Annotated in this window: 13 protein-coding genes; 5 read left to right on the top strand and 8 right to left on the bottom strand. The window is 53.7% G+C overall.

Annotation, left to right across the window (positions count from 1 at the left end; translation table 11 throughout):
* The first annotated feature begins 11 nt into the window (after positions 1 to 11).
* The 3 genes from rsmA to FOA19_RS15470 are packed head-to-tail and all read left to right on the top strand — an operon-like array spanning position 12 to position 3,147.
* Entirely contained in the window at positions 12 to 794 is a 783-nt protein-coding gene (gene rsmA, locus FOA19_RS15480) for a 16S rRNA (adenine(1518)-N(6)/adenine(1519)-N(6))-dimethyltransferase RsmA (RefSeq protein ID WP_149091679.1), read from the top strand.
* On the top strand, positions 784 to 2,136 hold the full coding sequence (mgtE, locus tag FOA19_RS15475) for a magnesium transporter (RefSeq protein ID WP_149091678.1): 1,353 nt from the start codon (positions 784 to 786) through the stop codon (positions 2,134 to 2,136). Before rsmA ends, mgtE begins: the two co-directional genes overlap by 11 nt.
* Positions 2,137 to 2,181: 45 nt before the next feature.
* The gene (locus FOA19_RS15470; protein WP_149091677.1) at positions 2,182 to 3,147 is read left to right on the top strand and encodes an NAD(P)-dependent oxidoreductase; all 966 of its coding nucleotides are present in this window, start codon (positions 2,182 to 2,184) and stop codon (positions 3,145 to 3,147) included.
* Between the two features lie 257 nt (positions 3,148 to 3,404).
* Here the strand turns inward: FOA19_RS15470 and FOA19_RS15465 are convergent, their stop codons facing one another.
* Together FOA19_RS15465 and FOA19_RS15460 are read right to left on the bottom strand one after the other, a co-directional pair.
* Complete coding sequence (locus tag FOA19_RS15465; protein ID WP_149091676.1) at positions 3,405 to 4,733, bottom strand: type IX secretion system plug protein; 1,329 nt, start codon at positions 4,731 to 4,733, stop codon at positions 3,405 to 3,407.
* Positions 4,734 to 4,956: 223 nt separating this feature from the next.
* Positions 4,957 to 6,885: an ABC-F family ATP-binding cassette domain-containing protein gene (locus tag FOA19_RS15460; protein WP_149091675.1), complete on the bottom strand. Its 1,929-nt coding sequence runs from the start codon at positions 6,883 to 6,885 to the stop codon at positions 4,957 to 4,959.
* A gap of 386 nt (positions 6,886 to 7,271) precedes the next feature.
* Here FOA19_RS15460 and FOA19_RS15455 point away from each other — a divergent pair, with 386 nt between their 5' ends.
* The gene (locus FOA19_RS15455; RefSeq protein WP_149091674.1) at positions 7,272 to 7,847 is read left to right on the top strand and encodes a 2'-5' RNA ligase family protein; all 576 of its coding nucleotides are present in this window, start codon (positions 7,272 to 7,274) and stop codon (positions 7,845 to 7,847) included.
* Positions 7,848 to 7,896: 49 nt separating this feature from the next.
* Here FOA19_RS15455 and FOA19_RS15450 read toward each other — a convergent pair whose 3' ends face one another.
* From FOA19_RS15450 to hslV, 5 genes are all read right to left on the bottom strand, one after another.
* Positions 7,897 to 9,267 carry a pyridoxal phosphate-dependent decarboxylase family protein gene (locus tag FOA19_RS15450; RefSeq protein WP_223808923.1) on the bottom strand — a complete coding sequence of 457 codons (1,371 nt, stop codon included), beginning with the start codon at positions 9,265 to 9,267 and terminating at the stop codon, positions 7,897 to 7,899.
* A gap of 260 nt (positions 9,268 to 9,527) precedes the next feature.
* Positions 9,528 to 10,124, bottom strand: a complete 597-nt coding sequence (locus FOA19_RS15445; RefSeq protein ID WP_149091672.1) for a DUF4136 domain-containing protein — start codon at positions 10,122 to 10,124, stop codon at positions 9,528 to 9,530.
* A 105-nt stretch (positions 10,125 to 10,229) separates the two neighbouring features.
* Positions 10,230 to 10,934 carry a VOC family protein gene (locus FOA19_RS15440; protein WP_149091671.1) on the bottom strand — a complete coding sequence of 235 codons (705 nt, stop codon included), beginning with the start codon at positions 10,932 to 10,934 and terminating at the stop codon, positions 10,230 to 10,232.
* A 139-nt stretch (positions 10,935 to 11,073) separates the two neighbouring features.
* Complete coding sequence (locus tag FOA19_RS15435; protein WP_149091670.1) at positions 11,074 to 12,045, bottom strand: deoxyhypusine synthase family protein; 972 nt, start codon at positions 12,043 to 12,045, stop codon at positions 11,074 to 11,076.
* Positions 12,046 to 12,156: 111 nt separating this feature from the next.
* Positions 12,157 to 12,696, bottom strand: coding sequence for an ATP-dependent protease subunit HslV (gene hslV / locus FOA19_RS15430; RefSeq protein WP_149091669.1), 540 nt, complete (start codon positions 12,694 to 12,696; stop codon positions 12,157 to 12,159).
* A gap of 315 nt (positions 12,697 to 13,011) precedes the next feature.
* On the opposite strand from hslV, the gene nagB reads away from it, so the two are divergent.
* Positions 13,012 to 14,964, top strand: a complete 1,953-nt coding sequence (nagB, locus tag FOA19_RS15425) for a glucosamine-6-phosphate deaminase (RefSeq protein WP_223808922.1) — start codon at positions 13,012 to 13,014, stop codon at positions 14,962 to 14,964.
* Positions 14,965 to 15,305: 341 nt separating this feature from the next.
* On the opposite strand, the gene FOA19_RS15420 is transcribed toward nagB, so the two are convergent.
* A complete protein-coding gene (locus FOA19_RS15420) occupies positions 15,306 to 17,036 on the bottom strand; it encodes a pyruvate dehydrogenase complex dihydrolipoamide acetyltransferase (protein ID WP_149091667.1) in 1,731 nt (576 codons plus the stop codon).
* Positions 17,037 to 17,083 lie beyond the last annotated feature (47 nt).

Below are 17,083 nucleotides of genomic sequence, written 5' to 3'. Positions count from 1 at the left end.
AACCAAAACCAGTGAAGCCCGTCCAGCCCAAGAAACACCTGGGTCAGCATTTCCTTACTGACCTTAACATCGCCCAAAATATTGTGGAGGCGCTGCGCCTGCCCAACGGGATACAGGAAGTGCTGGAAGTGGGCCCTGGTATGGGCGTTTTGACCCAGTTTTTGGTAAATCACCCCGAATACAAGACTACCATTGTGGACATTGACCGGGAGTCCATCGCGTGGCTGAACGAGCATTTTCCGCAACTGGACGGCCGCGTGCTTTTCGCCGATTTTCTCAAAACTGACCTTAAAACGCTGTTCACCGGCCCGTTTGCCGTCATCGGGAATTTCCCGTACAACATCTCCAGCCAGATTTTCTTCAAGGTGCTGGACCACCGCGACCAGGTGCCCGAGGTGGTGGGCATGATCCAGAAAGAGGTGGCTGAGCGCATTGCCGCGCCGCACGGTTCCAAGACCTACGGCATCATGAGCGTGCTGCTGCAGGCGTTTTATACCATTGAGTACCTGTTCACGGTGCACGAGCACGTGTTTAACCCGCCGCCCAAAGTGAAAAGCGCGGTCATCAGGCTCACGCGCAACGAGGTGGCCCAACTGCCCTGCGACGAGAAACTATTCTTTAAGGTGGTGAAAGCAAGTTTTGCCACCCGCCGTAAAACCCTCCGGAACTGTTTGAAGCCGTTTAACTTACCCGCAGAGGTAGCCCAGGACACCCTGTTTGACAAACGCGCCGAGCAGCTTTCCGTCACCGATTTTATCAACCTGACCCTTCTGATCCAGCAGCATGCAGTCTGAAATCACCCGCGAGTTCATTGACCAGATAGAGGACGCCATTGAGCGCCGCGATGCCGAGTTCATTCTCTCCAACATGGAGGAGATGTACGCCGTGGACATCACCACCGTCTTGTACGAGCTCAACACCGAGCAGAGCAAGTACGTGATGGACGTGTTGCCCGCCGAGGTGGGTGCCGAGATCCTCAGCGACCTGGACTCTGACGTGCGCACCAATTTCCTTAAGAACTTCACCATTGAGGAGATTGCCCGCTACATCGGAGAGATGGATTCTGACGACGCTGTGGATTTGCTCAATGAGCAGCCCGTGCAGCGCAAAGAAGAGATCATCGCTCTGCTGGAAGACCAGGAACACGTTGCCGATATCATCGAGCTCCTCCATTATGACGAAGACTGCGCCGGTGGTCTCATGGCGAAGGAGTTGATCAAAGTGAACCTGAACTGGCGCGTGGGGCAGTGCATTGAGGAAATCCGCCGCCAAGCCGAGGAAGTGGAGAAAGTCTACGCCATCTACGTGGTGGATGACCGCGACAAACTGGTAGGCCGCCTGGGCATGAAAACCCTGCTGCTCTCCAACGATCACACGCCCATCTCCCAGATCTACGATGCCGATGTCATTTCCATTGAGTCTTACAAAGATGAGCAGGAAGTAGCCGCCGTCATGCAGAAATATGACCTGGACGCCATCCCGGTGGTTAACATACAGGGTCGTCTGCTGGGCCGTATCACCATCGATGACGTCATTGACGTGATCCAGGAGCAGGCCGAGCTCAGCCGCCAGTTGATGACCGGTATCACCGAGAACATTGAGGAAGACGACAGCGTATTCCGTTTGTCGCGCGCCCGTTTGCCCTGGCTCATGGTAGGCATGGTGGGTGGCTTGCTGGGCGCTCGGTTTATAGGGTTGTTCGAGGGTGATATCTCTGTTATTCCGGCGCTGGCCATGTTCACGCCACTTATCACAGCCACCGGCGGAAATGTGGGCATCCAATCCTCGTCCATCATTATCCAGACGCTCGCCAACAAAACTATCCTGTTTGACAATTTCACCTCCCGGATAGTGAAGGTGCTGCTGGTCGCCATTATCAACGGCTTGGTCATGTCAAGTCTGGTGTTGGGGTTCAATCTGCTGTTAGGCGTGCAAGTCACCTTGTCGGTGGTAGTGGCCGTGGCGCTGTTCAGCGTGGTGCTGCTGGCTTCGTTCATGGGCACGGTCACCCCCATGATTCTGGATAAGTACGGGGTGAATCCGGCCGTAGCCGCCGGGCCCTTCATTACCACCGCCAATGACCTGCTGGGCTTGGCCGTGTATTTCTTGGTAGCGCACCTGCTGCTCAATCTTTAAACCTGTCGAAACGCTTGCGGCCTTTTGGGCCTGAACACCTTTGCTATGGACTCATCCGCTACTTCTCCTTTCCGTTGCCTTGTAATTGACCTGATGCACGAGAGCCTGCTACCCATGCTGGAAAACCTGGGGGTGGAGGTGACCTATGTGCCGGATGTGAAAAAGGAAGAAGTCCCCGCCTTGGTTAAAGATTACCAAATGCTGGTGGTGCGCAGTAAAATGCGAATCACGGCCGATTTTCTAAAACATGCCCCCAACCTAGAGATCTTGGCCCGGGCCGGCGCCGGCGTAGACAACATTGACGATGGCGTGCTGGAAGCCCGCAACATCACCCTGATCAACGCCCCGGAAGGCAACCGCGATGCCGTGGGCGACCATACCTTGGGCCTGCTGCTTGCGCTGTTCCGGAAAATTACCCGCGGCGACCGCCAGATCCGCGAAGGCCAATGGCTGCGGGAAGACAACCGGGGCGAGGAAATCGGCGGCAAAACCGTCGGGCTCATTGGCTACGGCCACATGGGAAAATCCTTCGCCAAGCGGCTGATGGGCTTCGACTGCGAGGTGCTGGCCTATGACAAAGAGCCGGTAGAGAACCCTTTCCCGCACGTGCGGCTGGCTTCTTTGGAGGAAATCCAGGAGAAGGCTCAGGTGCTGAGTCTGCACATCCCGTACACCAAAGAGAATCACCACTTCGTGAATGCCCAAATGCTGGCCAGATTCCGGAATCCGCTGTGGGTGCTGAATACCGCCCGCGGCGAGGTGTTGGACCATGCGGCCCTGGTAGACGCCATGAAAACCGGACAAGTGCTGGGTGCGGCCTTGGACGTGCTGGAAAACGAGAAACTCAAAACCCTCTCTTCGGACCAGCAGGAAAGACTGACGTATTTAATGGAGCATCCAAGGGTAATTCTGACGCCCCACATCGCCGGTTGGACCCAGGAGTCTTACGTGCGTATCAACGAAGTCCTGGTGCAGAAACTGGCTACCTATCTGGCGGCTAAAAGCCGATAACCATTTTAAGCCTGTTTTTATGAAAACAGCCCATTGTAGCGGCGTTACACTGTAACGCCGTGTATCCATGAAACAAACTGCTTCCAGTCCCGCAAGCCTCTTTTCATATAATCTTTTCCAGGGTTTGTATGTAAGCTGCAGAGAAGAACCACGGCGTTACGGTGTAACGCCGCTACATGGTTTGTTTTAGAACCGTTTTCCCTAGAACTACCCTAAAACAGCAGCGCCTTTCTTGAAAAAGATAGGCGCTGCTGTTTTTATTTTTGCGGATTGAACTGGATGGTGGAGTATCCGATGATCTGGTCGGCGCGGGACCCGGGGGGGCGGTAGTAGACCAGGACATCGTAGACGTTCTCGGTGGCGAAGTGGCTGCCCTCAAAGTACCATGGGTCTGGTTGGCCGTTGGCGCCTTTCATCGCGAAATAGTAGTTGTAGTAGCCTTGCTTGAGCAACACGGTGCCGGTGTACGCCTGCTTCTCGGCATCGTAGGTCATCCTGAAAGGCTCCTGCAGTTGCCAGTCAGAAAGGCCTCCGAAGATGTACACGGGGCCGGGGGCTGGTTCTAAAGCCTGGACCGAGAAGGTGACCTGCTGGTAATCGGCATTGAGAGGGGCGTTGCCGTACTCACGGCTCCCGAAAATAAACTTACCATTGGCGTCGGGCTGGGTGCTGTAGGCTTCACGGGCGCGGCTGCGGCCGGTGATGGCGTACACGCGGTCTGGGTTAGCCGAGACATCGCGGCGCTCCACCCCAAAACCGCTGAAACGCTCACTGCGCGTGTCAATCGCCCGGAATTCATTCAAGCCCAGAAACGCCTGCTCGGGTTCAAACAATTGGTACTCCAGGCGCCGCTGCGAATCTTGAATGAACGTAGGGCGGGAGAAGTATTTGGCGTTGTCCCAACGGTGGTTTTGGCGCATGACCACTTTGATCTCCTGGGCCGGGTTCACCAGCGGGTATTGCGCGTAGAAGATGTTAAAGTCCAGCTGCTGGCGCACGTAGCGGTCGCCGGCGCCGGGGGTGGCCACGGGTTTCAGGCCTACGTTCACCAACTCCTCAAAGATGGAGAAACGCCGGCTCAAGAGCAGGTTGCCGCCTTCCTCGGTGACTTCCATGAGGTAGTTTCCGCTGATTTTCACGCGCGGCAGCTGAAAGCGGTAATGCCAGTACGGCACCTTGGTCCCCGCCGAGGGCTCCACCTCCATGATGTAGAACTCATTGTAATCCTGCACATACTGGAGCGGCTGCAGTTGCGAGGGCCGCCAATCGGCGTTGCAGTGGTAGAATTTCACCACGGCGCGGCTCCGGGGAGCGGTCATGCGGTCAAACTCCAGCACCAACGGACTGGACTGGTCAATGGGCACCACCGGCGGCGCCAGCACATCGCCCACGTTGAGGCTTCTGGAATAGAACTGCACAGACCGGACATCCTGCGCGTAGACAGCATCTTCAAATCTGACGGAACCGGTGCCCGAGGTAGTTGCGCCTCCGGTGCCCGTAGATTCCACCGGCACACAGCCGGTAATAGAAGAAGCTGCTATCGCAAAAGCCAGGAGGCAGTGTTTCCAGTTTGGGTTTTGTATCATGTAATAGGTTTCAAAAGGAGGCGATGGCGCCCGGGTTCAGGTGAGATACTGCTAAACGCGGGGCCAAGGTTTTCGTGGTTTCAAGTTTAAGCAAACTTCTCTTCTAAACGATGAACCATCTGCAACCCTTGCCCGCAAAATCTGTTTATAAGCCAATTTTATAAAAACAGGCCTAAAAGAAAACCCCACCGGCCTTTTAGGGCGATGGGGTTTTCTTGGATCTTTATTTGAGTTGGCTTTCCAGCTCGTCTACCTGTTCCATGAGTTGTTCCCAGGTGGTTTGTTCCTTGTCCAGTTGGGCTTTGACTTTGTTGAACTGCTGCGTGGCTTCGTGCAACGCGTTCGGGTCTGAGTAGGTGCTGGGCAGGGCCAGTTTGCTTTCGCAGTTCTTGAGTTTGCCTTCCAGATCGTTCACCAGGCCTTCAATCTGCTTCAGTTTCTGGTTGATCTTCTTCAGTTCCTGCTCCAACTCCTGCTGCTGACTAGCCGATGGCTTAGGTTTAGGCTGGGCTTTTGCGGCGGCGGCCGGTTGCGCCGACTGGCGTTTGCCGGTTTTCTCGCGCTGGTCCATCCAGTACTCGTACTCGTGGTACGTGCCGGGGTATTCCTTCAGTTCATGGTCCTCAATGTACCAGATCTTGTTGGCCACGTTCTCCACGAAGTACCGGTCGTGGGAGATGACCACAAACGTACCCTCGTACTGCTCCAGCGCCTGGATCAGGATGTTCACCGATTGCATGTCCAGGTGGTTCGTAGGCTCATCCAGCAGAAGGAAGTTGGCCTCGGAGATCAGCGTTTTGGCCAGGGCCACGCGGCTTTTCTCACCCCCCGAAAGGACTTTGATCTTCTTGAACACGGTATCGCCGGTGAAAAGGAAGGAACCCAGTACGCCGCGTAACTCCATCTCGGTGCGGCGGCTGCCCGCTTGTACCATCTCCTGCAGGATCTCGTTCTCCACGTTCAGGCTTTCCAACTGGTGCTGGGCGTAAAAGGCCATGATCACGTTATGGCCCAGCTGGCGCTCGCCTTTGATAGGTTCATCTCCGGCGATGATACGCATGAGCGTGGACTTTCCTTTTCCGTTCGCCCCAATCAGCGCGATCTTGTCGCCGCGCTCAATGTTCACGTGGGTGTTCTTGAAGATCAGCTTCTCGCCGTAGCTTTTGGCCACGTTCTCCAAGCGCAGGATGTTGCGGCCGGGCTGCACGGTGAACTGGAACTTGAAATTCACTACCGGAGCATCGGCGGCCACGTCTTCAATGCGCTCCATTTTGTCCAGCGCCTTCATGCGGCTTTGGGCTTGCTTCGCTTTGGTGGCTTTTGCCTTAAAACGGGCGATAAACTGCTCAGCCTGTTTTATCTGTTGCTGCTGGTTCTCATAGGCGCCTTTCTGGATCTCGTTGCGGAGTTCTTTTTCCTCCAGGTAGAAGCTGTAGTTGCCGGCGTACACGTTCAGTTTACCACCGGAAACCTCTACGGTCACGTTGGTCGTCCGGTCCAGAAACTCGCGGTCGTGGGAAACGATCACCAAGGCACCTTCATAGGCGCTGAGATAATTCTCAATCCATTTGATGGAAGGTAAGTCCAAGTGGTTGGTAGGCTCATCCAGCAATAGGAGGGAGGGTTTCTGCAAAAGGATTTTAGCTAGCATTACGCGCATGCGCCATCCTCCGGAAAACGTCTTTAAGGGTTGCTGCAACTCCTGCGTGGTAAATCCAAGACCTTCCAGAATCTCCTCGGCCTTGATTTGCATGTTATAGCCGTCCAGCGCCTCAAAATGCTCCTGCAGCCGGGCCAGTTTGTCAATATGCTCGTCCTGGTAATCCGTTTCCATCTCGTGCAGCACCTCGTCAATCTGGCGCTGCAGGGTCATGGCTTCCTCAAACGCCTGCATGGCCACGTTCAGGATGCTCTCGTGGGTGTCATAAGACAGCAGGTCCTGGTTCAGGAAACCCAGCGTGGTGTCGCGGCTCATCTGAATGCTGCCACCATCAGGCTTGTATTCGCCAACCAGCAGGCGCAGCAGCGTGGATTTACCGGTCCCGTTCAGGCCCACCAACCCGATTTTGTCTTTGGGTTTGATGTGCAGGTTGGCGTCTTCGTACAGCGTGCGGCTCCCGAAATGGAAGTTGAGGTTGTTAATGGAAATCATGGATCAAATAGTATCGGAGGGCAAAGGTAACACTTTGAAAATAATCGGCGTCCGCCTTTTCCAACCGAGGTGCTTTAAGGGTAAAGTTGGCTTCTGTCTAACACAAAACCATTGGGAATCGTGCCGCAATCCGGAGAGAATAGCTGGGAGGAAAGGAAAGTGGGCAGGGGGTTTTATGGCAGTTTTGTTAAAGAAGGGCGCAAATCAAAACATTATGTAAGGAATCAGCTTAGGCTTATAAATGAACTAACACCATGAACAAGTCCTTAAATTACCTTCATTCTGAAATGCCAAGGTTTAGAAGAACATTTCTCAATCTTTATCAACGTTTCACCGTTTCTGTCGTTATTTTGGAGAATCAGCCCAAAACGCTAATCTTATAGAATATGGTAGCTATTGTTTCTTTGCTCGATGCCGAACATTCAGATCGGATGAACAACCTGATTTATGGCTTAGAGCGGGAATTCGGGCTGAAAGAGGTGCAGAAAACCCCTTATCCGCACATTACCTGGCTTACGGTGAATGACGGTAGTCTGCACAACCTGCAAAAGACCTTGGGGCACGCGGCGGGTATCTGCTGCCGGTTCCGGATCAATACCACCGGCTTGGGCATTTTCCCCGGCGACAAACCGGTGCTGTACATCCCGGTCCTCCGGACGGCCAACGTCAACCATTTCCATAACCAGCTCTACAAGGCGGTCTGCCTCCTAAGCAACGAGATCAACCCCTATTACCATCCTGAGGTCTGGATGCCGCACTTATCCCTGGCGCTGGGAGATACCACGCCTGAGATGGTGGCCGAGGCCATGGTGTATCTGAACCATAAAAACTACCAATGGAAGGTAGAGCTGGACAACCTTACGCTGCTTACCAAAAACGGTGACCTGTTCCTGAAAAACGGTGTCTTCCCCTTAGTGGAGGTGGAGACGAAGGATGTCACCAAACTCTCTACCACCAAATAATCCAATCCAGTAAACCTCATCGCCAAAACTTTAATTGGGCAGAGCTTCTCTAACCTTTTAGTTCCTGTTCCAACTCCGCGGCCTTTTCCCGCAGGATGGTCAAAGCCAGGTCAATGGTTTCCTGGTGCGTTCTAAAGGAAAGTATAGCCAGTCGAAGCATGAAATTGTTATCCAGGAGGGTGGAGGAAAGGAACACCCGACCGTCTTGCTGCACCGCTTTGATCAGCTTCTGGTTGAACTCATTCACGTCTGTGATAGCCTCTGGAATGTAGCGGAAGATCACCACGGATAACTCCGGTGCCACCGGTGCTTCAAAGCCAGCCGTTTGCTGTAATTGCTGATAAGCATACTGCGCTAAGTTCAATTTCTCTTCCAAAGCATCGCGGAAAGCAGCTACCCCGTGTAGTTTCAATGGAAGCCACAACCGAAGCCCCCTGAAATGCTTGCTCAGTTCCGGTGACAAGTCTGCCGGGGAAGCTTCCTCTGTGGCGGAGAGGGCATCTTGCATATAGTTGGCTAAGTAATGATGCGTCTCGGCGGTCTGCTGCCTGTTTTTGATGAGCACCGCGCCTAAGCCATACGGAATAAACAAACCTTTATGAGGGTCCATCACCACAGAGTCGGCTGCTTCAATTCCCGCTAACCTTGGTTTGCCGGAAGGTGACAGCGCAAAGAACCCACCGTAAGCGGCATCCACGTGGTACCACAGCCCGTGTTCTCTGGTAATTTGGGCTAGTTCGTTCAAAGGGTCAATCGCGCCCACATCGGTGGTGCCCGCTGAGACAATGAGGAGCCAAGGCTTCAAGCCAGCCGCTTTGTCTTCTTTGATGGCACTCTCCAAAGCCTCGGCCTGCATGCGGTACTGAGCATCCATGGGGATGTGCCGCACCGGGCATTCCCCCAGTCCGGCAATCCGGAGGGCTTTGTCTAGGCAATGGTGCGCGTGGGCGGTGGTGTAGACCACGGCATCGGGGATAATGCGGCTGGTGATTTTCTGGGCATCGCGGGCGGTGGCCAAGGCAATGAGGCTGGCGATGCTGCCCCCAGAGGTGAGGTTACCGGCGGCGTCTGCCGGAAAGCCTATCAGGCTAGCCATCCAGCGGAGCAGCATGTTCTCCATGCGCACCGCGCCAGGAGCCGAGAAGAAGATGCCGGCGTATTTATTGGTGACGGCGGCCAGGTAATCCCCCAAGCCTGAGTAATACAACCCACCTCCCGGAATGTAGCCCAAGTGTCCGCCAGAGGCAGAGTTGATGCCCGGTACGTCTACCTCCCGCTGCAGCAAGCCCAAAGCCTCTTCTATCTGGATGGGTGTTTCTTCCAGCGGGCTTTCCAGCAGACCGGCTCCTTTCTCCGGCGTGTCCACAAAGGCGGGCAGGGTAGGAAGTTGGGTTAAGAAATTCTGGACATAAGTTTCCACGGCCTGTTGAACCGCTGCACGTTCTTGTGCCGTGGGTTCTAGGGGATATGATTGAAGCGTCATTAACTCTGAATCGGTTTTTTCAAGAACAGGAACGCGGCTTGTCAAATGAGGTTGTAAGCCTATGCGTTCACGTTTCTTTTTAGGGCTGTTTTTGGGGAACAAGCTATAAAATAAAAGTGGGTTTTGCGGCCGATTTAGAAAAATCGACTGCAAAACCCACTTTATGTGAATAAGAATTTTTAAAGCCTGGCAGGACCTTAGTTGGCCGAGGAGTTCTCTCGGAGGTAGCCTTTCCGGAATACGCGGTACTGGTCAAAGATGGTCCTCACGGCCCGGTTAAGGTAGGCGGTGTTCTCGGTGGAAGGGTCTGAGAGTACCCCGGAGGTATAGCCCTGCCACACGGCGTTCTGCTTTTTATGGTCCAGCAAGGTCACCAGCAGGGTGCCCTGGCTCATGTACATTTTAATGGGCCGGTACGCCTCATGCTCTTTGTTGTTGGGTTCCTCGTTGTTCACGAGCCAAATGTCAAACTCCTCCTGCTCGTATCCCTTCATGTTCAGGTCATTGTAATAGATGTAGTAACTCACCAGCAAATCCGGTTTCTTGTCACTGTACTCGTACCCCTGAATCTCCAGCCGCTCCCTGATGTATTTCTTCAGCACTTCGTAGTTCTTAAGGGTGGTGCTGTCTTCTTCAGAGGCGTGGGTGATGAAATTGAAGGTCCGGTACTTATGGAAAGCACCCGCGTAACTGTAATCTGAACCAAATTTGCGGTGTCCGAAACCCAGGCAGCTACTTAACGCGCCCATTACAATTACCAGAAGGATTTTTGACAGAAGGTAGTGCTTTCTCATTTTTTCTTTCGTGTTTAAAATTCTGTATCTCCGTTACTTACGATTTTGCAATCATGGAAGGTTTTAAAATTTTAGCGGAAAATGAAAAAACAGGCTAATCACGCATCAGGCCAGTATTTCCTCCTTTTCCGGAATTAATTCGGTGATCTGAATACTGCCTTCTGCCCCTTGTAGCTGATACTCCTTGCCGTGCTGCGTAAAGGTCACCCTGAGGTTAATAGGTTGGGCTAGTATTTGGGTCGGGAACCACACTCTGCCTTCCTGTACCACGATAAACAAGCCCGTTTCATCCCCCACGGCTTTGAAGTCTGGACCTGCTTCCTGCCAAACCCGTAAGCCCGTCATCTGGAACAACGCATGAACCGCTGAAGATACCTCAGGTACTACCAAGCCTATCTCACTCACGCCTAGGATACTTTCCGGGCCGAAGGGCGCTGCAGAAGTAGTAGCCAGGTTATGGCGGCAGATGAATTCCAAGACATTCTCCTCTGGATCTTGGAAGTAGATTCCTTCCGCGTTCCAGCCAGGAGCAAACACAAACTGGTCCACGCCGTCTTTCATTAACAAACTGGTGCGGGCCTGCAGCCAGGTTTTGGCCTGGCTTAGTTGGTTCTCAGGGATGTTGAAGGCAAAATGGTAATGCAGAGCTTCCGCTTCGGTGGTTTGGGTAAAGGTTATGTGGGAAGATCGCGTTTGGATGGTAAAAGAAGTAGGTGAAGCCTGCACCAAGGCAAGCCCCAGGGTTTGGGTGTAAAAAAACCGCTGTTTGGCTAAGTTCCTGGCAAAAAGGTGAAGGTGTTGTATCAGCATGATTACCAGTGAGTTTCAAGCGTACGTCAATGGTGTCTTACATACAAGTTATTAAAATTTATTGAAATAGTAACACGAGAGTGCATAAAAAAAGGCGGAAGATTCTTCCGCCTTTTCTGGTAATAAGCTATTGGATGTATTACATGTCCAGCACGATTGCGAACACCAAAGGTGCCACAATGGTAGCATCAGACTCAATCACGTATTTAGGCGTTTCAATGCCTAGTTTACCCCAGGTGATCTTCTCGTTTGGCACCGCGCCGGAGTAAGAGCCGTAGCTGGTGGTAGAGTCAGAGATCTGGGCGAAATACCCCCACAACGGAACCCCGGTGCGCTGTAAATCCTGGTGCAGCATAGGCACCACGCAGATAGGGAAGTCACCGGCAATACCCCCGCCAATCTGGAAGAAACCAATGGTAGACTCCTCAGTCGCGGTTTGGGTGTACCACTCGGCCAACTCCATCATGTACTGGATACCGGTTCTCATGGTATGCACATTCTTGATATCGCCGGAGATTACGTGCCCGGTGTAGATGTTACCCAAGGTAGAGTCTTCCCAGCCCGGTACGAAGATAGGCAGGTTCTTCTTGGCCGCTTCCAGCATCCAGCTGTTTTTAGGGTCAATTTGGTAATACTGCTCCAAATCACCAGACAACAGTATCTGGTAGAAGAACTGGTGCGGGAAATACGCCTCACCAGCCTGGTCGGCTTTCTGCCAGTATTTCAACACGGTGTGCTCCAGACGGCGCATGGCCTCTTCCTCAGGAATACAGGTATCGGTAACGCGGTTCAGGTGACGGTCCAGCAGGTCTTGCTCGTCTTGCGGGGTCAAATCGCGGTAGTTAGGAATGCGCTCGTAGAAATCATGGGCTACCAGGTTGAAGATGTCTTCTTCCAGGTTGGCACCGGTACAGGTAATAGCCTGCACTTTGTCCTGACGGATCATTTCGGCTAAAATGATTCCCAACTCAGCGGTACTCATGGCACCGGCCAGGGTGATCATCATTTTACCGCCGTTGTTCAGGTGCGTCTTATAGCCTTCGGCGGCATCAATTAACGCAGCAGCGTTGAAGTGCTTGTAATGGTCTTTCAGGAACTGAGTTACCTTCATTCTTTTTCTTGATCGTTTTTTAAAAGCTTGAAATAAAGCAATTTAAACCTGGTGAGGGCGTTTAGATTCCCGTTTTTTGAGGTTCAAAATGCAAACAGAGATACTCCCGGCTTAGTTCGGTTTCTCAATAATGAAATTATGATTTGTGTAGATACAGATATCGGCGGCGATGGTGAGGGCCTCGCGTACCATTTCCTCGGCGGTGAGGTGCGGGGCGTGCTTCTTCAGGGCCAGGGCCGCTGACTGCGCGTAGGTGCTGCCAGACCCGATGGCGGCGATCTGGTAATCTGGTTCCAGCACGTCGCCGGTGCCCGAGATGATGAGCAGTTCCTCTTTGTTGGCTACCACCATCATGGCCTCCAGCTTGCGCAGGTACTGGTCCTTGCGCCAGTCTTTGGCCAGTTCAATGGCGGCCCGTTTCATGTTGTTGCTGTAGGCGCCAAGTTTCTCCTCGAAGCGCTCCAGCAGGGTGAAGGCATCGGCGGTGGAACCGGCAAAGCCCGTCACGATCTTGCCGTCCTGCAGTTTCCGGATCTTGCGTACGTTGCTCTTGGCAATGTATTTATCCATAGTGGCCTGGCCATCGGCACCCAGCGCCACTTCTCCGTTATGGTAAATGCCCAGCACGGTGGTTGAACGTATTTTAGTCATGCTATTGCTTTCTTAGTGAGAAGACTGCGCCTCCTGTTTGGTGCCGCGAAAGTACGACAAAGTTTCCTAATACCCGAACTTACCCAATACCAGCCCGTTTTGCCCAGTCCTTTTGCAAGGATTGCCAATTTTGGAGATCCTTTTAGAGCCTGTTTTCTCAAAAAGGCCCTAAAAACAACTTGAAGTTGGAGAAATACGCTTCATTGCAGGAGAGAATACGAAGAATTTGCCGGTTTTTACATAAAATTTAATAACAAAATTAACCTTCTTAAATTTTGTGAATTTGTAGGTCCTTCTACCTTTGTGAACTCCACTTTGCTACCATCCACTAAACAAAATACGACTATGAGCAGGCTTAACCTTTTGGAGGAGACCCGGTACGAGAAGGTGCCGGTAACGGTATACCACGACCAGCACGAGGCCTCCCGCGCCGTAGCCCACCGCATTGCCGCCTTGATCAAAGTAAAGCAGGCCAAAGGCGAAAAAACGGTGTTAGGACTGGCTACAGGTGCCACCCCGGTGGGCGTCTATGCCGAGCTGGCCCGCCTGCACCGCGAGGAAGGCCTGAGTTTCCGGGATGTGATCACCTTCAACCTGGACGAGTACTACCCCATGCAGCCCACGGCGCCGCAGAGCTACGTACGGTTCATGGACGAGAACCTGTTCAACCACATTGACATTGACAAGGCGAACGTGAACATTCCAGACGGTACCTTGCCGCTGGACCAGATTCCGGCTTTCTGTTTGGAGTACGAGCGAAAAATAGAAGCTTTGGGCGGACTGGACCTGCAGGTGCTGGGCATCGGGCGGACGGGCCACATCGGGTTTAACGAACCGGGCTCCGCGCCTAACTCTGGTACCCGGCTGGTCACCCTGGATGACCTCACCCGGCGCGATGCCTCCCGTGATTTCGGGGGCAAGGAGAACGTGCCCACCAAAGCCATCACCATGGGCATTGGTACGATCTTCAAGGCTCGGGAGATTGTGCTCATGGCTTGGAACGGCAAGAAAGCATCCATTGTGCGGAAAGCAGTGGAAGGGGAGATCTCCGGCGAAGTTCCTGCCACCTACCTGCAGCTCTCCGATAACGTAGAGTTTGTGCTGGACCAGGACGCCGCCATGGATCTCACCCGCTACGGGACCCCGTGGCTTGTGAAAGACTGCCTTTGGGATGCGGCCCTCACCCGCAAGGCGGTGCTTTGGCTCTCGGAGCATGTAAAGAAGCCTATTCTGAAACTGACCGAGGAAGACTACAACGCACACGGCATGGCCCAACTGGGCGTGAACCGCGGACCTGTCTACAACATCAACATAGACGTTTTTAACCAGCTGCAGCACACCATCACCGGTTGGCCCGGTGGCAAACCCAACTCCGACGACACGCAACGACCAGAGCGGGCGGAGCCAGCAAAGAAACGCGTGCTCATCTTCTCGCCGCACCCAGATGACGATGTGATCTCCATGGGCGGTACCTTTATAAGATTGGTAGACCAAGGCCACGATGTGCACGTAGCCTACCAGACCTCTGGGAACACCGCGGTATGGGATGATGACGTGCTGCGCTACATGGAGTTCGCCATTGATTTCAGCCGCAGCATTGGGCACGATGGCGAGTCGCTTACCTCGGTGTACGAGCAGATGCGCACCTTCATCGGGCAAAAGCACCCCAACCAGGTAGACACCCCGGAAATCCAGAACGTGAAGGCCTTTATTCGGAAAAGCGAAGCCATTGCCGGTGCCCGCTACGCCGGTCTGCCCGATGACCACATCCATTTCCAGGCGCTGCCTTTCTACGAGAGCGGCAAAACCAAAAAGAACCCCGTCACCGACAAGGACATTGAACTTACCATGGAGTTGCTGCAGAAGGTGAAGCCGCACCAGGTTTTCGCCGCCGGCGACTTTGAGGATCCACACGGCACCCACATCGTTTGCTTCAACATCATTGTGGAGGCATTGAGAAGGTTGCGGACGCAAGGCGAGGAGTGGGTGAAGGATTGCTGGCTGTGGATGTACCGCGGCGCCTGGCACGAATTTGAGACCCACGAGATTGAAATGGCCGTTCCCTTATCTCCGCAGGAAGTGGAGCGCAAGCGAATCGCCATTTTCAAACACCAAAGCCAGAAGGACCGCCCCGTGTTCCCCGGCGATGATGAGCGCGAGTTCTGGGTACGTGCCCAGGAGCGCAACCGCGAGACCGCCCGCCGCTACGACCAACTCGGCCTGGCAGACTACGAAGCCATGGAAGCCTTTGTGCGCTACCATTACTAACCTTCTTTAGGTTGCCTTACCAAAAAGCCGCTTCGGGTTACCTCCTGAAGCGGCTTTTTGCCTTTATGAAGAGAACAGAGTTTTGCGAACCTTTTTGTAAAAACATGCCTTAACCGCCTTTGGAGTGTAGGGGCAATCCCTTGTGGTTGCCCTTTGCTTCTACAACCGTTAGGGCAACCACAAGGGATTGCCCCTACCAAAAGATGGAAGGCCAAATACGTTTAGAGGCTCTTTTCTTATAATCAGGCGCAAAACAGAAAGAGCCAATGGATCTCTCCACCGGCTCTTTCTTATAACAAGTTCGTTTTCTAATCACGAACAACTAATCACTAGAAACTAAATCACACCAGCATTCTAACCGGATCTTCCAGGAAGCCTTTCAGGGTCTGCAGGAAGGCGGAGCCAACGGCGCCGTCTACCACGCGGTGATCGCAAGACAAGGTCACTTTCATCACGTTGCCGATCTGGATCTGACCATTCTTCACCACTGGGGTCTGCTTGATACCACCAACGGCCAAGATACACGCATCTGGTGGGTTGATGATGGCGGTGAATTCCTCAATCCCGAACATGCCCAGGTTTGAGATAGTGAAAGTGCTACCTTCCCAGTCAGATGGCTGGAGTTTCTTGGATTTGGCTTTGCCGCCCAGGTCTTTCACCTCGGCAGAGATGGTGGAGAGTGATTTCTGGTCGGCGTTGCGCACCACTGGTACCAACAGGCCTTCTTCCACGGCTACGGCCACGCCAATGTTCACCACGTTGTTGTAGCGGATCTTGTCGCCCAACCAGGAAGAGTTCACGGCTGGATGCTTGCGCAGGGCAGCAGCAGCGGCTTTGATCACCATGTCGTTGAAGGACACTTTCACTGGAGCCACCTCGTTCATGCTCACGCGGGCTTCCATGGCCTTGTCCATGTCAATCTCCATGGTCAGGTAGAAGTGCGGCGCGGTGAACAAGCTCTCTGACAGACGGCGGGCAATCACCTTGCGCATCTGCGATACCGGAACCTCGGTGAAGGCTTCGCCGGATTGAACCGGAGCGGCTACCTGAGGGGCTGGTGCGGCGGCAGGGGCAGCCTGTGGCTGGGCAGCAGGGGCAGCGGAAGGAGTGAAGTTCTCCACGTCACGCAGTACAATGCGGCCGTTCTCGCCAGAGCCTTTTACTTGGGCCAGGCTGATGCCTTTTTCCTGGGCAACTTTCTTGGCCAGCGGGGAAGCAAGCACACGGCCTTGGTTTTCATTCCCTGAGGCAGGCTGGGCAGCCGTTCCCGGACCTGGTACCGGAGCACCCACGGTTTCGTTCACGCCGTCACCAGACTGAGACTGCTCTTCGGTTTTATGTTCTTCGCGGCGGGTAGCCTCTTCGTTGTTCGCGCCTTCGGCTGGGTTGGCGTTACCGCCAGATTTGTTTCCACCGCCGTTCAGCAGAACTTGGTAATCGGCACCGGCTTCGCCGATGATGGCCAACACGCCGTCTACTTGTACAGAGGCACCAGTTTCCACCCCAATATATAAGAGGGTACCGTCTTCGTAAGACTCCAGTTCCATGGTGGCTTTGTCAGTCTCTACCTCGGCCAGCAGGTCACCTGATTTCACTTTGTCGCCCACTTTCTTGTGCCAGGCCACAATGGTGCCTTCCTGCATGGTGTCGCTCATTTTTGGCATGCGTACCACTTCGGCGTTCACGTTAGCGGCGGCGGCAGGTTGGGCGGCAGGAGCAGAGGCCGCCGCTGGGGCAGGCTCTGTTTTGGGAGCTTCGGCTTTAGGGGCTTCTTCTTGTTTGGCGGCAGGGGCGCCTCCGTTCACTTCGGCCATAAGGCCAGAGATATCTTCACCTTGTTTCCCGATGATGGCCAACACGCCATCTACCGGTACAGATTCACCATTTTTCGGGCCGATGTATAGTAACGTCCCATCTTCATAAGACTCCAATTCCATGGTTGCCTTATCGGTTTCCACTTCGGCTAGAACGTCCCCAGATTTCACAGAGTCACCAACTTTCTTTAACCATGAGGCAATGACCCCATCGGTCATAGTGTCACTCATCTTGGGCATTCGGATGATTTCGGCCATAGTTTTTCGCTCGGTTTTAAGGCCTCAAAAATAGAGGCAAAAATGCT

This window comes from Rufibacter hautae (genome assembly GCF_008271695.1).
Taxonomy (GTDB): Bacteria; Bacteroidota; Bacteroidia; order Cytophagales; family Hymenobacteraceae; genus Nibribacter; species Nibribacter hautae.
The sequence above is the reverse complement of the archived record's forward strand: the minus strand, read 5'-3'. Positions and strand labels throughout refer to the sequence as shown.

What these genes read in the sequence shown, in the direction of transcription:
- mgtE (WP_149091678.1), top strand. Translation starts at nt 784, where the DNA reads ATGCAGTCTGAAATCACCCGCGAGTTCATTGACCAGATAGAGGACGCC.
- FOA19_RS15470 (WP_149091677.1), top strand. Translation starts at nt 2,182, where the DNA reads ATGGACTCATCCGCTACTTCTCCTTTCCGTTGCCTTGTAATTGACCTG.
- FOA19_RS15465 (WP_149091676.1), bottom strand. Translation starts at nt 4,733, where the DNA reads ATGATACAAAACCCAAACTGGAAACACTGCCTCCTGGCTTTTGCGATA.
- FOA19_RS15460 (WP_149091675.1), bottom strand. Translation starts at nt 6,885, where the DNA reads ATGATTTCCATTAACAACCTCAACTTCCATTTCGGGAGCCGCACGCTG.
- FOA19_RS15455 (WP_149091674.1), top strand. Translation starts at nt 7,272, where the DNA reads ATGGTAGCTATTGTTTCTTTGCTCGATGCCGAACATTCAGATCGGATG.
- FOA19_RS15445 (WP_149091672.1), bottom strand. Translation starts at nt 10,124, where the DNA reads ATGAGAAAGCACTACCTTCTGTCAAAAATCCTTCTGGTAATTGTAATG.
- FOA19_RS15440 (WP_149091671.1), bottom strand. Translation starts at nt 10,934, where the DNA reads ATGCTGATACAACACCTTCACCTTTTTGCCAGGAACTTAGCCAAACAG.
- FOA19_RS15435 (WP_149091670.1), bottom strand. Translation starts at nt 12,045, where the DNA reads ATGAAGGTAACTCAGTTCCTGAAAGACCATTACAAGCACTTCAACGCT.
- hslV (WP_149091669.1), bottom strand. Translation starts at nt 12,696, where the DNA reads ATGACTAAAATACGTTCAACCACCGTGCTGGGCATTTACCATAACGGA.
- FOA19_RS15420 (WP_149091667.1), bottom strand. Translation starts at nt 17,036, where the DNA reads ATGGCCGAAATCATCCGAATGCCCAAGATGAGTGACACTATGACCGAT.